This window comes from Desulfatiferula olefinivorans (assembly GCF_054657895.1).
In genome coordinates, this window is the sequence record NZ_BAAHXV010000038.1 from 19,843 (window position 1) to 40,093 (window position 20,251).

Sequence of the window (20,251 nt, forward strand, 5' to 3'; positions counted from 1 at the left end):
TCAAGCATGATTTGTTTATATGGGATTTTTGGCAATCGAAGCCAAACGTCTTCATAACCAGGTCCTGTTTGGAAAGCCGCTTGATTTTATAACGCCGGAATCCGGGTTTATGGAGAGGCTCTCTAACACCGATGATTACTTTTAGAGGTCCACCATATTATGCGCATCCGTGTTTTACCGTTGTGCAGTTGACAATACTTATCATGGATGTCTCCGGAATTCGGAATTCGAGACCAGCGAGCCTCATTTGTTGACGGCCAACAAAATACAGGGGCATTTGCCATAAGCCCGATTATCATATTGACTATTTTTATCATATTGACTATTTTTAAACCATGGAAAAGCGCAAACCGCATTACGATCTTCGAAAAATCAAAGCCGTTGTTCAAGACCCGACATCCAGGCCCTTCTCCGTTTCGGCCTTGCGCGGGGGTCTTCAACTCGGCTTGACTGAAAGCGAAATGCGAAAGGTGGTCATCGGCCTTTCCCGGAAAGATTTTTACAAGTCCATGACCACCCATGCGGATGCCCAAACATGGCAGGATGTTTATCACGGCCAAACCGAAAGCGGTGTACTCGTTTATATCAAGGTCACATGCTATGACGATGGCCGCCCGCCTGTCATCCAGTTTAAAATGAAGTGAGGTGCGATATGAAATGTCCTGAATGCGGATCCGACATGATCCCGAAAACAATGGATGAAACCTTGGAACTTGACGGGCAATCCTTGACCCTGCATGGCATGAGCGGCCACTTTTGCGATGCATGCGATGAAGGTATCTGGGACGAAGCAAGTTATCGAAGATATATTGAAGGCCAGGAGGCCCTTGTGCGATCTGCCAAGGAAAACGTGGGAACCGATATTCGACGGATCAGAACCAAGCTGAATCTAACACAAAAAGATTTCGCTGACCGTTTAGGCATGGGGAAATTGGCATTTTCACGATATGAAACGGGGAAGACGCGGCCACCCGCATTTTTTATCAAGTTCCTGAAAATCATTGAGAGACACCCGGATCTTTTGAACGAGATCCGATAGCTTTAAACGGTATCCGTTGCCGGAAATTTCGTATTGTTTCCGGCAGCGAAACCCCTCTGAATTCCGCACCTAATTCCGGAATCTGGTTATGCACTTCCCTCAAGTTGGAGGTGATTTTTCAATTGTTAAACCACCCGTTCGCGTTGCTCACTGAAGGGCACGAAGAGCACGAAGAAGTACGTAAATAGTGGTCTTTTCTTCGTGATCCTTCGTGTTCTTCAGTGAGCGCAGCGAACGGGTGGTTAATAAATCTGTAGCTTTTCTCAAGGGGAAAGCCCCTCACCTAATAGACACATCGACAAAGCCATAACCAACCCAATGTCATTATTTTAAGACCATGATGGGCACGCTTTGCTTTGCCCATCAACTGGACAACGATAATATGTTTAAGTTAATGGCATTGATTACGCGGTTGAAGAGTCACTGGAACCAAGTGCATAACCAGATTCCGGAATTCCGGAGACCTTACTTATCTTTAGGTAGCCGGGGCTTTTTTCCCACCCGCGCGGGAATCATCCATCAGCTGACCGGATGGACCAGATTACCACTCATGGCCTTTGCGTTGGTCACGATGGTTTAATCGTCTGCATTCTGGTGTCGCACATCTCCCTGCCCGAGGTGAGCCGGATCGGCAAGCAGCCCTGATGGGCTCGGCATTTCCACATGCGTTTTATTCTCCGTGTACCCGCGGTTTTCTCTGTGCACTCCGTGTCTCCGTGGTGAATCTTCTACCATCCCAGGCCGGAGCGGCGGGTGATGCGGCGGGAGACGGCCGTTTCGAGTGCTTCCCGGATGGCGTAAAGGATGAAGCGGCGCTTCGCCCGGGTCATGCCGGTGTAGACGATTTCCCGGGTGAGCAGCCGGTGGCCCGGATCGGGGGGGAGGATCAGAAGCACGTCGTCGAATTCCGAACCCTGGCTTTTGTGGACGGTCACGGCAAAGGCCGATTCGAAGGCGGGGAGCTGGTCCACCGGGAATCGAATGACCCGGTTTGATCGTTTGAAAAAGGCCTGGTACAGGCCCGAGACATCCTTCAGGATCATGCCCACATCGCCGTTAAACAGGTCTTTGGCGTAATCGTTTTTCGTGATGATGATCATTCGGCCGGAAAACAGGTCCTGGGCCGGCGGAGCCTGGGGATCCAGTTCCCGCCGGAGCGACATGCCGATCCGGTCGTTGACGGAAAGACATCCCTGCTCCCCGTTGCGGACCAGGGTCAGGATCCGCGCACGGTTGAGGGTGTCAAACAGTCGGTCGAGCAGCGCCGTCCCCTCGTCCGATGACGTCAGATCAATCCGGGCGGCGGTCCTCACCGCCTCACGAAACGATGTCCCGTCCGGAGCGTCGGCCAGGTAATGCGATTCCGCCCAGGCCCTGAGCACCTCCTGAAGCCGGTCGGGATGATCGGCGGGAACCACGGCCCAGTGGTCGCTATCCATGGCCAGGGCCTGGTCCATGGACACCGGAGACATTTCGGGCATCTCGCCCCGGTTGACCGTTTTGGCCAGGGACAAAAGGCGGGCCCCGGATCGGTAGACGTTTTCGAGGATCACCAGCCGGTCCCGGAAGGCTTCGGCCCGGGTCCCGTCGGGGATCATGTCGGCGAACACGGACCCCGCCTCCACCGACGGCAGCTGGTCCTTGTCGCCCAGAAAGACCAGACGGGTCCGTTCGGGGTCCACGGCCGAAAGAAAGGTGTCCAGCATCACCAGATCCACCATGGACACCTCGTCCAGAACGATCACTGAGGCCGGAAGAGGGTTTTCGGCATGATGATGGAAATCGTGGGTCCTGCCGTTGTATTTGAGAATCTTGTGGAGGGTTGCTCCGCCAAGATCCAAAAGGGCCCGATCCTCGGGGGACGGGACGCGGATTGTGGCCAGACTGGTTTGAACCGCTTCCGTCATACGCTGGGCCGCCCGGCCAGTGGGGGCGCCCAGAATGATCCGGGAGGGGTCCGCGCCGGAGCGGACCAGGGCCCGGAGGATGGTGACCATCAGGGAGGTTTTTCCCGTGCCCGGCCCCCCGGAAATGATCGAAAAGGGTGTCTGCAGCGCCAGCCGGATCGCCCGGAGCTGCACCGGGTCCTTTTGGACCGGCTCGAGGGTCCGGCCCGTCCGGATGGCCGAATCCGGGTCGTAAAGCGAGTCGATCAACGCATCGATCCTGTCCGGATCGAGACCCGTTCGCTGCGTTGATGCGACAAAGGCGGCGATCCGTGCCTTGAGCCGGTGTTCATGGGCATAAAATTTCTGGAAGTAAAGCAGCCCTCTGTTCGCAACCAGCGGCAGATAGGCCTCGCCGTCCTGCGTGAGAATATCGGCGTAGGCCCCGTGATCGAGGTTCACCGAAAAATCGGCGGCAAGACCCCGGACACGGTCCCTGAACGGCTCCGGAACATACTCGGCCAAAGATGCCGGATCAAGATCCAGACAAAGGCTTCCCTGCTCCAGAATACCCAGAAGGACCAGCAGCACCGCCTGCAGCGCCGGATCATCCGGGCGACCCGCCATATCGGCCAGATCCCGCACCGTCAGACCGTCGTTGACGGACAGATCCAGATACTCGCCCACCGCTGCGAGAAGAAAACGGTCTGCGGTGCCGATTGCCCGGAACACGCCCAGTGAGTCCATCCCCCGTGCAAAGGAGGGGCGATTTGTGGCCATCATCATGTTTCGTCACCTGTCCCTGTCATCGGAGGACCTGGGCGGCCGCGGCCACCGCCCGTTCCAGATCCGACAGAAGGGTTACCTTTTCCGGGGGGACATGATAGATGCCCTGACCGTTGCCCTTGCCCATGCCCCTCAGATAGAAATAAAAGATCCCGCCGAAATGCCGCGTCCGGTCAAAGGAAGGGCCCAGGCATTTTTCCAGCCACCTCAGGGTGGCCAGGGTGTAAATGGTGTATTGAAGATGGTAATCCGCATCGCCCATGCTCTGCTCCATGGCCGCCGCGTCGTAGCCCCGCTCCAGGCGGTTGGACTTCCAGTCGGCGATGTAGAACCGGCCCTCTGCCCGGAAAATCAGGTCGATAAAACCCCGAATGTACCCGCCGGCAGAGGGTTCGAGGCCGGAAACGTCCGGCAATGCACCGGGCATGGGAAAGACGAATTCGACCTCGTGGAGACGCTGGGCCGCCGTCAGATCCCCCAGGCAAAAGGAATCGCCCAGAGGCGGGATGGGCGCGGTGATGGTGTCTGCGATGATGCGGGCCACCTCGTCCCGGAAGGCCCGATCCATGCCGTAGCGCTGCATGGCCCGGTCGATGATCAACCGGGTCTCGTCCGCGGCAAGCAGGCGATCGGGATGTCGGGCCACGGCCTTAAAGTCGATGGTTTCCAGAATATCGTGCAGCATGGACCCCGTTTCGGCCCCGCCGGGCAGTTCCCGCCCGGCGGTGACGGCCGGGACCTGGAACGACGGCGGGGCGGCATGATGCTCCTCGTCATCCCGGGGTTCTGTGAGCCTTGCATGGAAGACCGTCTCGTCGCCCGCCCGTTTGCGACCGTGCAAAGACGAGAAGGATTCCATCAGGCGACGCCGGTTCCTGTAATCCAAGGCCCGGGGCAGCAATTCCGGAAGCTGGTCCGCAACGGCCCCGGCAGGTGCGGGCGGGGCGGTCAGGCCGGAGTCGCTCCCGGCATCGGCGGCGTCCAGCCACAGGATATCGCCCTGCCCCTCACGTCCGGCAAAGGCCGCGTCGAGGGAAGGGGTAATAATGCGGGACACCGGACCGTCCAGGCGGTGGGAACCGAGCGGATCGAACCGGGGCACATAAAGCTTGAACCGGGCCCGGGTCAGGGCTACATAGAACAGGCGTTTGTCTTCCTCCCACCGTTCCTGATCATGCAGGTCCTTTCCGGTGCGTTTGGTCAGATCGACGACCTTCCGCACCCGGCCCGAGCCCTCCTCACGGAGGTGATACTGATAATACTCCGCCGTGTTGGACCGACCCAGGCCCCCGGCCACAAAGACAATGGGAAACTGCAGTCCCTTGCTCACATGCATGGTCATCACCTGGACCTTGCGGTCCTCGGTCTCGATCTGATGGATGTCCGCGTCGTCGTCCGCAGCGGATGTCCTTGCGATGTATCGGTCAAGCTGGGCGGAAAGGCCCTGGAAATCGAGATTTTTCCGATAGGCCAGCGCGGTCAGATGCTCGAAGATCTGGCGGTAGTTGGTCTCGCGCCGATCCCAGTCGTGGTCCGCGGAGTGTCGAAACACCAGCCCCGAATCCTCCATCAGCGACTGAAACAAAAGGCTCCACCGTCGTTTTGTCGCATACCCGTTCCAGGCATACAGCAGCTTTTTGACGGGGTGGGTGACGGGCTGATGGTCATAGGCGTCAAGCACCTCGGGATAAACGTCGAAAAAGGGGGTGAGCAGGGCTTTACGCACCAGCGCCGTGTCCGACGGGTCCAGCACGGCCTGAAAGACACAGCTCAGGAACAGGGCCTCGTCGGACAAAAAAAGTCCCGGCTTGCGATAATACGTATAGGGGATCCGGCGTTCCGAAAGAAAGGGTTCCAGGACCTCCATGTCGCTTTTTCCCCGGACCAGAATGCAGATATCCCCGTAGTCCAGAGGCCGCAACATACCATTTTTTTTAAGGATATCCATACCTCCACAGGAAATCAGGTGCACGATCTCCCGGGTGACGGCATCGGCCAGGTCAGCCTTGACCTGCCCGGCCTGGGTATGGCGGCTGATATCGAAGATGGTCAGAGGGGGCCTGCCCGAGCGGTCGTTGACCAGACGCTCGGGCCGATCGGCCTCGTCGGGGAAGCCCACATCCTGATAGCCGATGTCGAAGGCCCCGGCCCGGGCCTGGGGAACAAACCAGGCGTCCTGTCCGAACAGGCGGTTGAAGGCTGCGATCAGTTCGGGCCGGGATCGCCAGTTGGTGGCCAGCGAATACAGCCTGGCCCGCCCCTGTCCGGCCAGCCGGGCCAGGCGCTCTTTGGCTTCCAGGTAGACAAAGACATCGGCCCCCCGGAAGGCATAGATGGCCTGCTTGGGGTCACCGATCAGGTAGAGGCGGTTGGGGTGTCCACCCTCCGGGGCGTCCAGGAAAATCCGGCTGAACACCGCCCACTGGGCCGCGTCCGTATCCTGGAATTCATCGACAAAGGCCACGCGGTACTGCCGCCGCAGGCGTTCAAGAAGGGCCTCGGCGCCGGGTCCCGCGAGGGCATCGTTCAGGCGGCCGATCATGTCGTCGTAGCTGATCCAGCCGTTCTGCTGCTTGATTATCGCCGCATCGGCTTTCAGGCGTTCCATGCTCTCCAGGGTGAGCAGGTGGGCCAGGCAAAGGCTTTCCTCATACAAAACGGGCAGGACATCCAACACCGTGTCGATGCCGGGGCAGGCCTCGATATTCTTTTTTCTGTTTTTCGGCCAGGGATCGTCGGACGGCGTGTCGCTGAACATCTCAAGCTCCAGAAGCGAACCGATCACCCGATCCGTGGGGCAGGCGTCACCGCCGATATCCCTGAGAAAGGCGCCAAGAAGCGCTTTGGGTTTTTTCTTCAGATTCAGTTTTTCAAACCGGTCCAGAAAAGACGGAGTCACCAGCGTCTTCAGGCGGGCCGTTTCCAGCAAGACGGCGTCCATGCACGATTCGGCGGTACGGCCGGTGATGTCGGGACGAATGTCGTCGCCGTACTCGGGCCGCACGTTGCGGGCCAGGGTCGACACCCGGTCCAGGAACGTGTCTTTCCTTCCGGAAAAATTCGAGACCGACAGAAGGGTCCGCAACGAAGCCCCGTAAATCCGTGGCCAGTCTTTTCGCATCTGCTCTTTGAGAAGCGTCGTAAACAGGGGGCCGTCGTCGATGACCTCGTGGCTGAACAGCGCCCCGTTCTCGAAGGCGAAGTCCCGAAGAACGGTCTGGCAGAATCCGTGAATGGTATAGATCGACGCCGTGTCGAAGGCGTCCAGGGTGGCGCTGATTTTTTTCACGAGAAGGGGGTCGCCGGCCACGGCGGCCCGGTGGCTTTCCAGCTTTTCCTGGATGCGCTGCCGGAGCTCGCTGGTGGCCTTTTCCGTAAACGTCACCAGAAGGATGCCGGAAAGCTCGAGATCCGGTTTTTCCATCAAAAGACGGACCACCAGGTTTTCGATGGTATAGGTTTTTCCGGTTCCCGCCGACGCCTCGATGAAGGCATGGCGGTCAAGGTCGATGTCGTTGCAGTCCCGGACATAGGTTAAGGTCATTGGGGTGCCTCTTTCGTGTCGGTGTCCGCTTTTTCGCCCCTGGCCGCCCGGATCGCGTCGAAGGCCGGAAAGAAGGGATGAAACCGCCGTTCGGCCAGTGCAAAGGGGTCATCGGGCGGAACCGCCCGGGCCAGAATCGACAAGAAATCCCGGGACTCTGCCAGGGAGCCCCGGCATTTCATGTTGAAGGTCTCGATCAGGTCGGGGTCATCGAATTTTTTCGCATCCCTGGGAAGATGCGCTTCCACCACCGCAAGGGGCAGCCGGGACGGAACCGTCTGCCCCAGATAATCAGCGATCAGATCGTTCAGATACCGCCGGGACCGCTCCGGGTCAAGCTCGAACACCCAGGTCTCGACGGTATCTCCGAAAAGCACGTGCAGGGTCAGCGGCGACGCGTCCTCACAGACCGGGCCCGGGGCGCCCAGGCGGCACAGCATGAAAAACAGTACGGGGATCGCGGCGTGTTTTTTCTTCTGCCGGGTCGTTGCCTCCGATCCGGTGATCACCAGCACATGCCACCGTCCCTCCTCGTCTTTGAAAACCCGGGGAAGCCGACCGCTGATCGTCACCGTCACCCGTCCCGTCCGGGGCGTGTCGACATCCAGCGTCACCGCATCGAGATGCCTGACCTGCGGCCCGTCTCCGGCTGAGGGAGGCGGCGCAGCCGCCTCGCCCATGGCCAGGGCAAGGTAGCGTTCCGGAGCCCGGTTGAACATCTCGATCACCGGGGTCAGCGCCGCCATGGACCGACGGACGGCATCGCCCAGGGCGGCTTTGTCGGGCAGGGCGAAATCGCCTTCGGGCACCTGGCTCTTCAGACCGGAATGCTCATAAAGCCGCTCGAAAATATCCTCCGGAAACGGCTCCGTCCGGGCGCAGCAATCGTCCACCCATCGTTCCAGGGTGCCGGTTTTCAGATGATAATCGACCGGAAACACCGAATAAAACGGTTCATCTTCCTCAAGGGTCGAATCGGTTGCGACGGTCTCGTCATGAATGCCCAGATGGTAACGAAGACCCTGACGGACCGGGTCTTCCAGAAATTTCCTCAACTGACGGAGGGTGATGCTCACGGGGGCTGCGTCGGCCCGGCCCGATTGAACCGGAACCATGGAGAAGTCCGGGTTCAGGCGGGCCATAGCCTCGCGGTCGCGGGGGGCGGCTCGGCTGATGAACCGGTCCCAGAGACCGGCGGACCGGAGGTCGGCCACCCGGTCCGACGCATGGTAATTGACCAGCACATCGCAAAACTCACTGATCGCCCCGGGGGCCCGGTAGCGATCGCTGCCGCCTTTGAGCGGCACCGCACAGACGGAAAAGGACAGGCCTTCGGGAAGAACCTCCTGCTCCACATAGCGCCTCAGTTGATTGACCACTGAGCAGGGCTCTATGACCCGGTCCTTCTGGAGGTCCCGGGCCACGTAGCTGAGGTAGAACTTTTCCCGGGCCGCCAGCAGAATTTCAAGGAACAGGTAGCTGTTGCGTTCGGGCGTGGTGATGTCTCCGATTCTTCGTCGGCCAAGCCGAAGGTCCAGGGAAGACGTGTCGGCCCGACCCGGGAACTGTCCTTCGCCCATGCCCAGAACATAGATGATCCGAAACGGAATGGGCCGCATGGGCTGGAGAGCCGACATGGTCACGCCGCTGGTCAGGTAATCGCCGACCCCGCCGGGAATGCCCCCAAGGTGGGATGCCGTAAACTCCCTGAACAGATCGAGATCCATGACCGCCGACGATGAAAGGCCTTCATAGAAAGAAAGCCCCGCATAGGCCTCGATCAAGGATCGGCGGACCGCCGCCTCGCCCCGGAGATCCTCGGGCACGCCCAGAAGGCTGTCCAGTACGGGCACGACGACCTCGGCCCAGGGCACCGTGCCGCCGGATGCGGCCTTCAGGCGGGATACGGCCCGGTGAAGGGTTTCCACCACCACACAGAAGGCCTCGACCCGGCCCCTTTCTGCGGTATGAATGTCGCCGTAGGGGACAAGGCCGTTGACATGGGCGAAAAGGTCGGCGCCCCCCCGGGCTCCGGGCAGGGCCATCAGACGTCCCAGGCGCAGTCGCCTGAGTCCCTGTTTAAAGGTGTACCGTTCGCTGAACATATAGCCGCGCCGGAGTTTGTCCGATTCATCGAAGGCATGAAAAATACCCAACGCGTCGGCCCAGGAAGCCCAGACCCGAAGGTCGTCGGCATCGATCCCCCAGTGTGACATAAAGCAGGGATTGGCCGCCAGTTCGAACACCTCCCGCCGGGAAAACCGACCGGACGCAAGACCAAGAACAGCCAGGACACCCTGGGCATAGGCGCTCTCCATCCGGGCGTTGGAATCCACCAGATTGTAGGTGATGACCCGGGGACTGCGGTTGAACACCGCATCGAGCACCGGTTTGTAGGCGGCCATGTCCGACACCAGCACGGCGATGTCCGTCAGCAGAAGCGACGGGTCCTGTTCCAGATTGTACAAAATGCTGTTGTAAACCGTTTCGACCTCCCGATATATTCCGGGGCAGGCCATGATCTGAAGGCTTCGGTCCTGGGCCTCGACCCGACCCTGTTCCAGGGTCAGAATGTTGTTTTGAACGGTCTGAAGGAGGCCCGACGGCGCCTTGTCCGGGGCGTAACAGGCCGAAAAATCGTAATCGGTCAAGGCGCAAAGCATACGGACACTTTCCCGGCCGGGCTTGCCCCAGGCCGACAGCAGGGCCTGCCGGACCTCGCCGTCGAGTTCGCCCTGCTCCACTTCGTCGGGACGGGGCCTGAGAGAGGCCGCCTGTCGCCTGATCCAGCGTTTTTCACCCGGCGTCCGGAGATCCTCCCAGAATTCCCGGGACGGATTGAGGGCGTAAACGGCAATGGTGACATGGGGGGACAGGCGCCCGATCAGATCCAGGTGGAACCCTGAAATCTGGGACAGACCGAAAACATGGACCCGTCTGTTTGACAGGACCCCCGGAGCGTCGCAGCGGGAGAGCACCGTCCGCGCGTAATCCCCCAGGGACACCAGGGGCCGGTCAGAGCCCCGATTGTAAGCGTCCAGCCGTGAGAACACCCTGCGGTAAAGATGGCTCTGGCAGATTTCCATGGGGTCATCGAAGGTCCTGCCCTCCATCCAGGCGTCGATCATTTCGGGCCGGTGGAACATGTATTCCTGAAACAGATGGGTCAGCTTTTCCGACACCTGAAAAAGCCGGGCGGCCCGGTTTTCCGGCGGCTGATCCCCCGGGCCGGACAGATAGCGGATCATGGGGGCAAGTTCTGAGGATGCCGGGTCCGCATCCTGAAGCACCGAAAGGACAACCAGCTTCATCGTCGCGCTGTCGAGCCTTAGCGGCGTTTCACCCCGGTGATCCAGGGCGCCAAGCATGTCCCAAAGACCGTCTTCCAGATACTGAAACGCCGTATTCATGACGATGGACTCACGCCTGGCCAGGATCAGCTGCAGCCATTTGGCCAGGTTTTGGTTGGGAACGATCACCACCGGCGGACAAAACACCTGGTCCGGGTCCGTCGCCGTCCCGTTCATCCCCTCGGCCAGTTTTTCCGAAAGATCCTCCAGCCGGTTCCCGAAATAAAGTTCAATGGGCATGGGCCCCTCCGCATGCAATCCAAATGGTGCGATCATCGCCAGATTCTGAGTGATATAACACAAAGCCGGGACAGATCCGGTCATTTTTTTTCCGGGTCAAAAAAACAGTTGCATTCGAATGCGTTTTCACGTAAAAGCTCACGTTAACGTAAAGTTTAACCATGGCCCGACCATGGGCGTCCCTGAAACAAAACGGAGTCAACCATATGGAATCAGCTGTAAGAAAGAGCACCTGGCAGGAAGAGTACAACGCGAAACGCATGACCGCCCACGAGGCCGCCGCCCGAATCAGATCCAACGACAGGGTTGCCCTGTCCGGAGGAACCTGTATTCCCCCGGCCTTCTGCACGGCCCTGTCGGAACGGGCCGGTGAGTTGAAAAACGTCACCCTTGCCCTGGGTTACGCCCTGGGGCTCTACGGGTTCATGGCTCCGGAAAACAAGGAAAGCTTCAGCATCGAAACCATGTTCGTGGGGCCGGTGGAGAGGATGTGCATGGAATTCGGCGTCTCGGCCTACGTGCCCCAGCACCTGGGCGATGTCGGCAACTTTTGCGCCAACCGGAAGTTCAACGTGGTGACCTCCGTGGCCACCCCTCCGGACGAAAACGGTTACATGACACGGTCCCTGTTCGGCTCCTTCGTGAACAAGAAGACCATCGCAGAGGCCGAAACGGTAATCATCGAAGTCAATCGCAACTTCCCCCTGATGAACAGCGAGGATTTCAAGATCCATGTGTCGGAAGTGGACTGCATCATCGAGCATGACGCACCGGTTTTCGAAGTCCCGGAAATCGCCATCACCGAAACCGAAGAAAAAATCGCCGCGTTCATCGCCGACATGATTCCCGACGGCTCCACCATCCAGCTCGGGTTCGGCGGCCTGGGCAACGCCATCGGCCATCTGCTCAAGGATAAAAAAGATCTGGGCATGTACGCCGAAGTCGTCACGCCGTCCGCCATGGAACTGATGAAGGCCGGGGTTCTGAACGGCAGCCGGAAAAACTACAAGCCGGGCAAGGTCATCGGCGCCTTCGCCGTGGGCACCCAGGCCTTCTACGATTTCATCGACGGAAACACGGACCTGGAGTTCCACGACATCGGCACCATCAACAACCCCCTGGAAATCGCCAAAAACGACAACCTGATCTCCATCAACAACGCCCTGATGTTCGACCTGACCGGTCAGGCCGCCTCGGAATCGATCGGTACCAAACAATACAGCGGCACCGGCGGCCAAGTGAATTTCGTTCAGGGTGCCAAACTGTCCAGGGGCGGCAAAAGCATCCTGTCCCTGAATTCCACCTACACCGACAAACAGGGAAACCTGCGTTCCAAGATCCTGCCCGTCCTGCCCGAGGGCACCGTGGTGACCACCTCCCGCAACGACGTGCAATACGTGGTCACCGAGTACGGCGTGGCCAACCTGATCTTCAAGAGCATCCCCGAGCGGGCCAAGGCCCTGATCGCCATCGCCCACCCGCAGTTTCGCGACGAACTGACCTCCGCCGCCAAACAAATCGGCTGGCTCTGATCCCTGCACCTGACCCGCACCCGGCCGTTTCCCCTCACAGGAAACGGCCGGATCATTTCAGGCCCATGGGGGACAGGCAAACTATGAACAACGGCGACCTGAAAGCGTGATTGATGAAGACAACGTTCAAAAATGCAGGGGGACGAACCGGTACAAAAGCGCGGCAACAGCGCTGGGCCGTGGGGATGTCGCTGTCGTTCATCACGGTGGTTGGGGGCCTTGTGTACGTCAACCGGGTGCACCCCGCCGTCTTCGGACTTTATACGGTCATGAGCGTCTATGCGTTTTTGCTCTACGCCAAAGATAAAGCCGCCGCACAAAACGGGCGCTTCCGGATTTCCGAAACGCATCTGCATCTTGTTTCGCTGTTCGGAGGGTGGCCCGGAGCCATGCCGGCCCGGGCCTTTCTTCGCCACAAATCGTCCAAACGCTCGTTTTCATTTGTTTTCCGACTGACAATCCTCATCAATGCCGGCACGTTCCTCTGGACACTCTCCCCGCAGGGCGTCCGTATCATCAAGGCATGGATCAACGTCTTGTCCGCCCAGGCAGGCCCGTTTTCATGAAGGCCGTCAAAACCCTTGGACCGACCATGGGCCTGTGATACAGTTTCAAAAAAACACGATAAGTATCAGCTTTGATTCCGAAACCATAAACACAGAGGCACGCCATGAAAAACGCCTGCGCCGTTATCCTTCTGGCTTTGGCCTTCGTTGCGGCCTGCTCGCAAAATCCGGCGTTCGATCTTGACGCCGTGTTGACCAGGCGCCCCTCCGAAACGGGTAAGGTTTACGATTTCACGGGCCTCATGGGCCATGTGACCGAAACGTCAAACCGCTATCTGAACGCCATTGAAACCCGTTACGGCATCGAAATCCTCATTGTCGCCCTCCCCGGCCTGGAAGGATCCATGACGACAAGCGAGGCCGCAGCTGCCCTGCACTCCAACTGGGGCATTGGAAAAAACCTTGGAGGCCGGGGCCTCCTGATTCTTCTGGTAAACGATGTCAAGGAAGTGAAAATCGAGGTGGGATTCGGCCTGGAAGACGTGTTTACCGACCTGTTCACCTCCCATGCCCAGATGCATCATCTCCGGCCCCACTACAACGCCGGAACCTTGGAGGTGGGGCTGATCGCCGTTCTGGAAGCGTGCGAGGCCCGGGCCCGGACCAGCCGTCTGGACCGCTACGCGTCCGAAGACATCGCCAGGCTGGACAGCACGTTTCTGTCCCAGGGCGGCGGGGCGCGCCATGAACTGGGAACGCCGATAACCGCGGGCCGCGTCACCACGGCCGTCAACCGGGATTATCCGGCCGGTGAAAGTCCCGAGGACGCCTGGGGCACCCTGCTCCGGGCCTGGAAAGACGGGGTACGCGACCCATTTTTAGGTGTGTACACGGCGACGGCCCGTCTGGCGTATCGGGATTACGCCGCGATGCCTGAGGCAACGCTGAAAAAAAACCATGCCGTCTATGCTCCAAAGCCCTGTCGCATTCGAGAAAACGGCACCCATGCCGTCATCCTTTTTGCAAGCAGCGAAGGCTGGGACAATGCCCCCTTTCTTTTCTGCAAAACACAGGAAGGCTGGCAGTTCGACCTGGTCAGCCAACGACGCTTCATCCGCATGGGCCCCGCCCCCCACTGGGGCGTGGAATTCGGGGATCACCCCTACATGACGCTTCTGTCGGAGTGCCCCCGCTATGACGGCCAGGACATTCCCCTTGCTGACCCGGACCGTTACACCGCCGACCGGGATCAGGCATTTGCAGACCGGATTGTCGAGGCCGAAGCCCGGTATCAAAACGATCCGTCAGCGGCTCTGGATCTGGGTCGGATCTATGCTCTCACCGCCATGGGGCCCAAGGCCATGCCCCTTCTCACGGCGGCATCGGCCATGAACCCCTCCGATCCCAGGCCGTTCAAATACCTGGCCGTGGCCCATGTGGACGCACACTATCAGTACAATTCAGCCCAACAGGCCATCGACCGCTACACGGCCCTCTGCCCGGACGATCCTTTCGGATGGAATTTTTCCGGATATATTCGCTACAAAAACAAGGACCTTTCAACTGCAGCCGAGCATTTCGAAAAAGCGCTTTCCCTCGCCGACGGCGACGTCTACACCCATGCCTACCTGTCCCTCGTCTATGCCCGGCTCCGTGACGACGCCATGGCGTTCGATCCCCGGCGAACGACCTACGGGGAGCGATCCAGCCGTCATGCAAAACAGGTCCGGGCCATGGCCGCCGCCCATCCGATCCGGGCCGCCGCCTTGTCGGATTAACGGGGCCAAAGGACAAGGATCTTTCCTATTTGGAGGGCCTCTGAACGGGTGTCGCGCCCACGGAACCGGCGGGACGCCGCCGCTCGATCCGATCGACGGCAAGGGTGATCTCTTCCCCCGTCGTTTTCCCGCCGTTTAGAGCCACACATTTAAAGGCGCAGGGCCAGGCATTGTAAAAATGATACCGGACAAGCTCACGCCCGTCCCTATCACCGATGATCACCGTGCCGTTTTTTCGCTGGACCGTTCCGGTCACCACGCTTTGATACCAGTCCCACATCGCATCGGGCACAAGCTGTGATCGGGTCAGGACGATATTGCGGTATCGAACCCGGCCGGGCCGTTTCAACATCAAAGGGTCGTCCCCATCCTGAAATTCGATCACGTCCGTCTCACACTCCATGCCGCTGAACGTATCGAACGTGCCCATAACGACGCCATCGACCTCAAGGGTCACCACCTGGAAACCGTCAGCAATCAACGGATCGCTCGACCGTTTCACAGCCGAAACCGTTGCGGCCCCAATCAATACCAACGCACAACACACCAACGCCCAACCGATTTTTTTCATGGCTGTCACTCCTGATTCCAAAAAATGAACAATGACGGCTTCGTAAAACGTCCGATTTCTGCGTTACGCGTCATCCCTCGTCACTGCGCGTATCCTGAGTACGCCTCATTCCTCGGGATTCGCAAGCCTTTATCTCGAACATTTTACGAAGCCGTCTGAAATTCGACTTTTTACGAGACCATCAAGGATGCATTGTGGGATAAAACATTTTTCCCGATGCCCTTAGACCCGAAAGAGACCGGCAAGCGCCGAACCCGCTTGATCGCGAAGGGTTATGTCGTACATGCCGGAGCGGCCCGTGGGTTCCGGATTGATCTCGACGGTCAGAGCCTTGTTCGCCGCGGCATGCTCGGGGAACCCCGCCGCAGGCCAGACCACGGCTGAGGTTCCGATACCGACGAAAAGATCGCAGGTGGAAATCAGGCCGATGGCGCGGTCGATCACGGACGGATCGAGCATGTCGCCAAACCACACGATATCAGGCCGAAGACGTGCACCGCAGGTTTCGCAGGTTTTTTGTTTGTAAGCCTCGCCCACATCGTCCCAGACGCCGTGTACCGGGCACCTTACCCGAAAAATGCTGCCGTGGAGCTCCACGACCCGGGTGCTGCCGGCCCGTTGATGCATGCCGTCGATATTCTGGGTAACCACAACGACGCCGGGATGGCGCCGTTCCAGATCGGCGATAAGGGTATGGCCCCGATGGGGCGAGCAGGAAAAGATGGCCTTCCGCCGGATTTCATGAAAGGCGATTACCCGCTCCGGATCCCGTTCAAAGGCGTCCCGGCAGGCATAATCCTGATACCGGTAAGCGTCCCAGACCCCGCCCTGCCCCCGATACGTCGGAATCCCGCTTTCCTGGGACATCCCCGCACCGGTGAAGAACACAATCGATTTAAATGAAAACGGATCCAGCGGCGACATCCCTGCCTCCTCGTTTCAATTGCGTCTAAACTTTCATTGTGGTCGGCGGCCATGTGCTCTGGTCCGTGGGCCTCACCATGGCCGCGGACCAGATTATCGGAGCCCGGATCGGGAATGGCCATCAAGCGGGGCGCCACTTTATCCGGCCCATCTTCCTCACCCTGGTGTTCCTCACCATCGTCCGGCTGATCTATGTGAATTCTGCATGATTTATACCTTCCCAAGAGTTAAGAGTATCCGAAAAACTTAGCTGAAATTTCGAGAAAGTAATTTCACACCCGGCATTATAAGACCGTTGCTGTAAATGAAATAGCTCCAACCAACAAAAGCAATGAATACCGGGTGTTTTTGACTATACTCGGGTTAATACCAGAATGACCACCCCATATTGAACCAGCGATCATATTCATCAACCGCACTTATAAAAACCATGGCCTGAACGTAGGGTGAAGACAGGCCGGTGCTGTCTATTGTTATCGAGGTCGCATCTGGTTCTAAATCGACATCGATACTACCTGCCCAGAGAAAAAAGATCTCGTCCATTGTAAATCCGGAAGGAATGGTCCAGGTAAATGTGATTGGCCCACTTAAGTTTAAACTGGATTGATCGTGAGTGGCTGGAGCAGATAGAGAAACGAAGTGATTCATTGTCAAGTCTGCATTGAGAACGGGTGCTTTTCCGCTAATTGTTGTTGTTCTATAAATTTCGGTGCATGTTTCGGCCCCGCTGTACAGGTCCGCGGCCGATTCTCCGCACAATGTTATGGTGTATTCCGCATTGTCGGGAATCTTGGATACGTCTTCATCGTCGGCGATGGGGTAATAGCTGCCAGGATTCCCTGAGGGGTCGTAACGTCTGAAGCTGGAATCCGGATACATGTTTTGATAAATCAACCCTGATGAAGGGAGACCGGGACCGGTGATAATTGCGGAGTTCACCCCTTGGCTATAGGCGTATCCGCATTCATCATCTATGTATATATCCATGCCTGTAGAAAGCGTTGTATCGCTTGAAGATACAAACATGAACCCATTGGCGTTTGCTCCTACATCGATGCAGGACCAACTCCCCCAGTTTATTATTACGGAGTCTGAATACCCCCTTGCGTAATTGTTATGATCTTCCGTATCAGCAAAATTTCGTGTTACAATCTGTAAGTTAACCGAAGAAGGGTTCATCCTCGTGGTGATATATTGGACCCACTCCCACGGCAGGTCAAATTCTTGTGCTGTAGCGGGAAGGTTGATATAGGCAAGAGAATTCCAATCCTGATCAATAAGGGAAACGCGAATCTGGTCGTAATCGCCTGCGGGGTTTGTCCAGGAGACGTGCAGGCCACCATCTTCCCGCCATTCATAGGTGATGCTATCGGCTTCCACATAAGGCATGGTGATGTGTTCCGGATAATTCAGCTGAAGGATTAAGGTCTCATCCTCATGTGTTGTGACTTCATAGGTGTAGATTCCCCCTTCAAGAGTTGAGGTCTCCGGAAAACGAAACATGAAACTAGAGTCGTTATAGACGGAATAATCAACACTTGAACCGATTTCATTCCATGAACCCGTAATGTAGCTTTCAGAGTAAAATACACGCGTCAAAGGAATTGGACTCCCTTCCGGTGATTTTAGAACAATATCGGTAATGTCGGATTCGTTGATCTGAACACCATTTTTTAAAATGCCCAGAGACCCGCGGATCGCATTGTACTCACTGGTTTCATAGGTTCTGTTCTGGAGATAGCCGTAATCGATCTGATACGTATCCTGGGGAGCTACGGCATCCGATCCATCGCAATCCTGGTCGATGCCATCATTGGGTGTATCAACCGCGCCCGGATGGATAGACAGGTCAGAGTCATCGCAATCTTCCGTCATTCCGACCAATTCACCGCTCAATTTGTATCCTTCCGGCCGGGTGCATGAGGTTGTGTCGGTTGTTCCACCTGGGTAACCGTCATTGTCCGCATCCTGATACCATGTGGCATAACCGGGGAAGACAGAACCGTCGTTGTCATTGCAGTCTCCTGAGGTGCCGGCCAACTCTCCCGCTAATTTGTATCCCTCCGGTCGGCTGCATGATGCTGTGTCGATTATTCCGCTTGAGTACCCATCATTGTCGGCATCCTGATACCACGTTGCATAACCGGGGAAAACCAAACCGTCGTTGTCATTGCAGTCTCCTGAGGTGCCGGCCAACTCACCCGCCAATTTGTAACCCTCCGGCCGGGTGCATGAGGTTGTGTTGGTTGTTCCGCTTGAGTACCCGTCATTGTCTGCATCCTGATACCACGTGAGATAACCCGGGAAAACCAAACCGTCGTTGTCGTTGCAGTCTTCCGTGGCACCGGACAACTCACCCGCCAATTTGTATCCTTCCGGTCGGGTGCATGAGGTTGCGTCGGTCGTTCCGCTTGGGTAGCCGTCATTGTCGGCATCCTGATACCAGATTGCATAACCGGGGAAGACTGAACCGTCGTTGTCATTGCAGTCACCTGAGGTGCCGGCCAACTCTCCCGCTAATTTGTATCCCTCCGGTCGGCTGCATGATGCTGTGTCGGTTATTCCGCTTGAGTACCCGTCATTGTCTGCATCCTGATACCACGTTGCATAACCCGGGAACACTGAGCCCTCGTTGTCATTGCAGTCTCCTGAGGTACTGGTCAGGTCCTCTTCCGGTTTATAACCCACTGGGCATGTGCATGAGGCCGTGTCGGTTTCTCCGTTGGAGTATCCGTCATCATCGGCATCGCGATACCATGTTGAATATCCGGGAAAAACCGATGAATCATTATCGTCACAGTCACCCTGGTTTTTCGAGTAACCGTCATTATCCGAATCAATATCATCGGGATCGATGCTGCCAACATCAAAGGTGGCAGTCAGTGCTGTTTCTATGGCTTCAGGGGATTCCGTGACTCCGGAGTTGTTATGGTCGGTGTCAGCGATAAAGGTTTCCAAGGCACGGGAAAGCCCTGCTGCAGTGGTCTGCAACTGCCCATCGCTCAAGTCAGCGACAATCGTTTGAATGATATGGCTTAAATCACCGATGCCATCGGCATCCATCTGGGAGATTGCAGCCAGAAGCAGGCCGTAATTCATGGCTTCCGGCGAGGCGGCTTGACTTGACTCATCCGTGACGTCTGCGGGGAGGGTGGTCACAATATGGCCACTCGATCCAAGTAACTGTGACACGGACTGATTGGCCTGGTTGATGTTCCGGGCTGACAAACCACCCAGTTCGGCGAGCCGTGTGGCGATTTCGGTCAAAGGGGTGATGGCAATATTCGATACGTTTTCTCCGGCATTCAGGCCGGTAATAATGACCCTTAAAGGGGTTGTGAGATCAATCTGCAACCCGGAGGCTTCATCAAGGTAGTGGCCGTCCTCGATCTGAAGTAAAATTGTACCGCTAAAATCACCCAGATCGAGTGAATAGGAGCCGTCATTCTCCGTGGTCCCGGATGCAATGGCTTCAGTGGAAACGGCTTCAGCCACAATCGGGTAGGCATAAACGGTCCCCCCGAATACGGGTCCCTTGGCTGCGATACCCGCCACGATAGACTCGATAGATTGGACTTCGGGTTGAGGTGTATCACTACCGCTGCTCCCGCAACCGCTAAAGGTCATTATTGATGCTGCAAGTAAAAACAACAATTTCAAATATAAACACTTAAGAATACTATCCATGACCTCTCCCCCTCCTTTGGATGCGGTTGATAAAATGAATGCATAAATACAAATGAATGATTTTGATAAAATCAATTCACAATAATTACGGATTATTAGGCAACAACTATCCCGCTTGACTGGTGAGGTCCAGTTGGGTATCGGGCAAATATTGACCAGAAAAAACGATAAAATTTTGCGTACTACATAATATGTGATTGTGCAATAATATTATTTTCAATAATAAAAAATCTGGTTATGCACTTGGTTCCAGTGACTCTTCAACCGCGTAATCAATGCCATTAACTTAAACATATTATCGTTGTCCAGTTGATGGGCAAAGCAAAGCGTGCCCATCATGGTCTTAACATAATGACATTGGGTTGGTTATGGCTTTGTCGATGTGTCTATAAGGTGAGGGGCTTTCCG

12 protein-coding genes are annotated in these 20,251 nt (G+C 57.1%); 6 read left to right on the top strand and 6 right to left on the bottom strand.

Annotated elements, in window-relative coordinates; genetic code table 11:
* Window positions 1-335 precede the first annotated feature (335 nt).
* Both ACYQ11_RS18745 and ACYQ11_RS18750 read left to right on the top strand, forming a co-directional pair.
* Window positions 336-644: a type II toxin-antitoxin system MqsR family toxin gene (locus ACYQ11_RS18745; RefSeq protein WP_459925352.1), complete on the top strand. Its 309-nt coding sequence runs from the start codon at window positions 336-338 to the stop codon at window positions 642-644.
* A gap of 8 nt (window positions 645-652) precedes the next feature.
* Window positions 653-1,039 carry a type II TA system antitoxin MqsA family protein gene (locus ACYQ11_RS18750; RefSeq protein WP_459925353.1) on the top strand — a complete coding sequence of 129 codons (387 nt, stop codon included), beginning with the start codon at window positions 653-655 and terminating at the stop codon, window positions 1,037-1,039.
* Between the two features lie 728 nt (window positions 1,040-1,767).
* On the opposite strand, the gene recD is transcribed toward ACYQ11_RS18750, so the two are convergent.
* Genes recD through ACYQ11_RS18765 form a run of 3 tightly spaced genes read right to left on the bottom strand, consistent with a single transcriptional unit; the run spans window position 1,768 to window position 10,845 of the window.
* Window positions 1,768-3,711, bottom strand: a complete 1,944-nt coding sequence (gene recD, locus ACYQ11_RS18755; RefSeq protein WP_459925354.1) for an exodeoxyribonuclease V subunit alpha — start codon at window positions 3,709-3,711, stop codon at window positions 1,768-1,770.
* A gap of 19 nt (window positions 3,712-3,730) precedes the next feature.
* The gene (locus ACYQ11_RS18760; RefSeq protein WP_459925355.1) at window positions 3,731-7,255 is read right to left on the bottom strand and encodes a UvrD-helicase domain-containing protein; all 3,525 of its coding nucleotides are present in this window, start codon (window positions 7,253-7,255) and stop codon (window positions 3,731-3,733) included.
* Window positions 7,252-10,845 (bottom strand): exodeoxyribonuclease V subunit gamma, encoded by a 3,594-nt coding sequence (locus ACYQ11_RS18765; protein WP_459925356.1) that lies wholly within the window; start codon window positions 10,843-10,845, stop codon window positions 7,252-7,254. Before ACYQ11_RS18765 ends, ACYQ11_RS18760 begins: the two co-directional genes overlap by 4 nt.
* Window positions 10,846-11,051: 206 nt before the next feature.
* Between ACYQ11_RS18765 and ACYQ11_RS18770 the strand changes: the two genes are divergently transcribed.
* The 3 genes from ACYQ11_RS18770 (at window position 11,052) to ACYQ11_RS18780 (ending at window position 14,661) form a co-directional block, all read left to right on the top strand.
* Window positions 11,052-12,377, top strand: a complete 1,326-nt coding sequence (locus ACYQ11_RS18770; RefSeq protein WP_459925357.1) for an acetyl-CoA hydrolase/transferase family protein — start codon at window positions 11,052-11,054, stop codon at window positions 12,375-12,377.
* A gap of 113 nt (window positions 12,378-12,490) precedes the next feature.
* On the top strand, window positions 12,491-12,943 hold the full coding sequence (locus ACYQ11_RS18775; protein WP_459925358.1) for a DUF1294 domain-containing protein: 453 nt from the start codon (window positions 12,491-12,493) through the stop codon (window positions 12,941-12,943).
* 104 nt (window positions 12,944-13,047) lie between these two features.
* The gene (locus tag ACYQ11_RS18780; RefSeq protein WP_459925359.1) at window positions 13,048-14,661 is read left to right on the top strand and encodes a TPM domain-containing protein; all 1,614 of its coding nucleotides are present in this window, start codon (window positions 13,048-13,050) and stop codon (window positions 14,659-14,661) included.
* 25 nt (window positions 14,662-14,686) lie between these two features.
* Here the strand turns inward: ACYQ11_RS18780 and ACYQ11_RS18785 are convergent, their stop codons facing one another.
* The gene (locus tag ACYQ11_RS18785; protein ID WP_459925360.1) at window positions 14,687-15,232 is read right to left on the bottom strand and encodes a phage tail protein; all 546 of its coding nucleotides are present in this window, start codon (window positions 15,230-15,232) and stop codon (window positions 14,687-14,689) included.
* A gap of 222 nt (window positions 15,233-15,454) precedes the next feature.
* Window positions 15,455-16,156 (bottom strand): SIR2 family NAD-dependent protein deacylase, encoded by a 702-nt coding sequence (locus ACYQ11_RS18790; protein ID WP_459925361.1) that lies wholly within the window; start codon window positions 16,154-16,156, stop codon window positions 15,455-15,457.
* Window positions 16,157-16,209: 53 nt separating this feature from the next.
* Here ACYQ11_RS18790 and ACYQ11_RS18795 point away from each other — a divergent pair, with 53 nt between their 5' ends.
* On the top strand, window positions 16,210-16,365 hold the full coding sequence (locus tag ACYQ11_RS18795; protein WP_459925362.1) for a hypothetical protein: 156 nt from the start codon (window positions 16,210-16,212) through the stop codon (window positions 16,363-16,365).
* Between the two features lie 154 nt (window positions 16,366-16,519).
* On the opposite strand, the gene ACYQ11_RS18800 is transcribed toward ACYQ11_RS18795, so the two are convergent.
* A complete protein-coding gene (locus ACYQ11_RS18800) occupies window positions 16,520-19,843 on the bottom strand; it encodes a putative metal-binding motif-containing protein (protein ID WP_459925363.1) in 3,324 nt (1,107 codons plus the stop codon).
* Window positions 19,844-20,251: the final 408 nt, after the last annotated feature.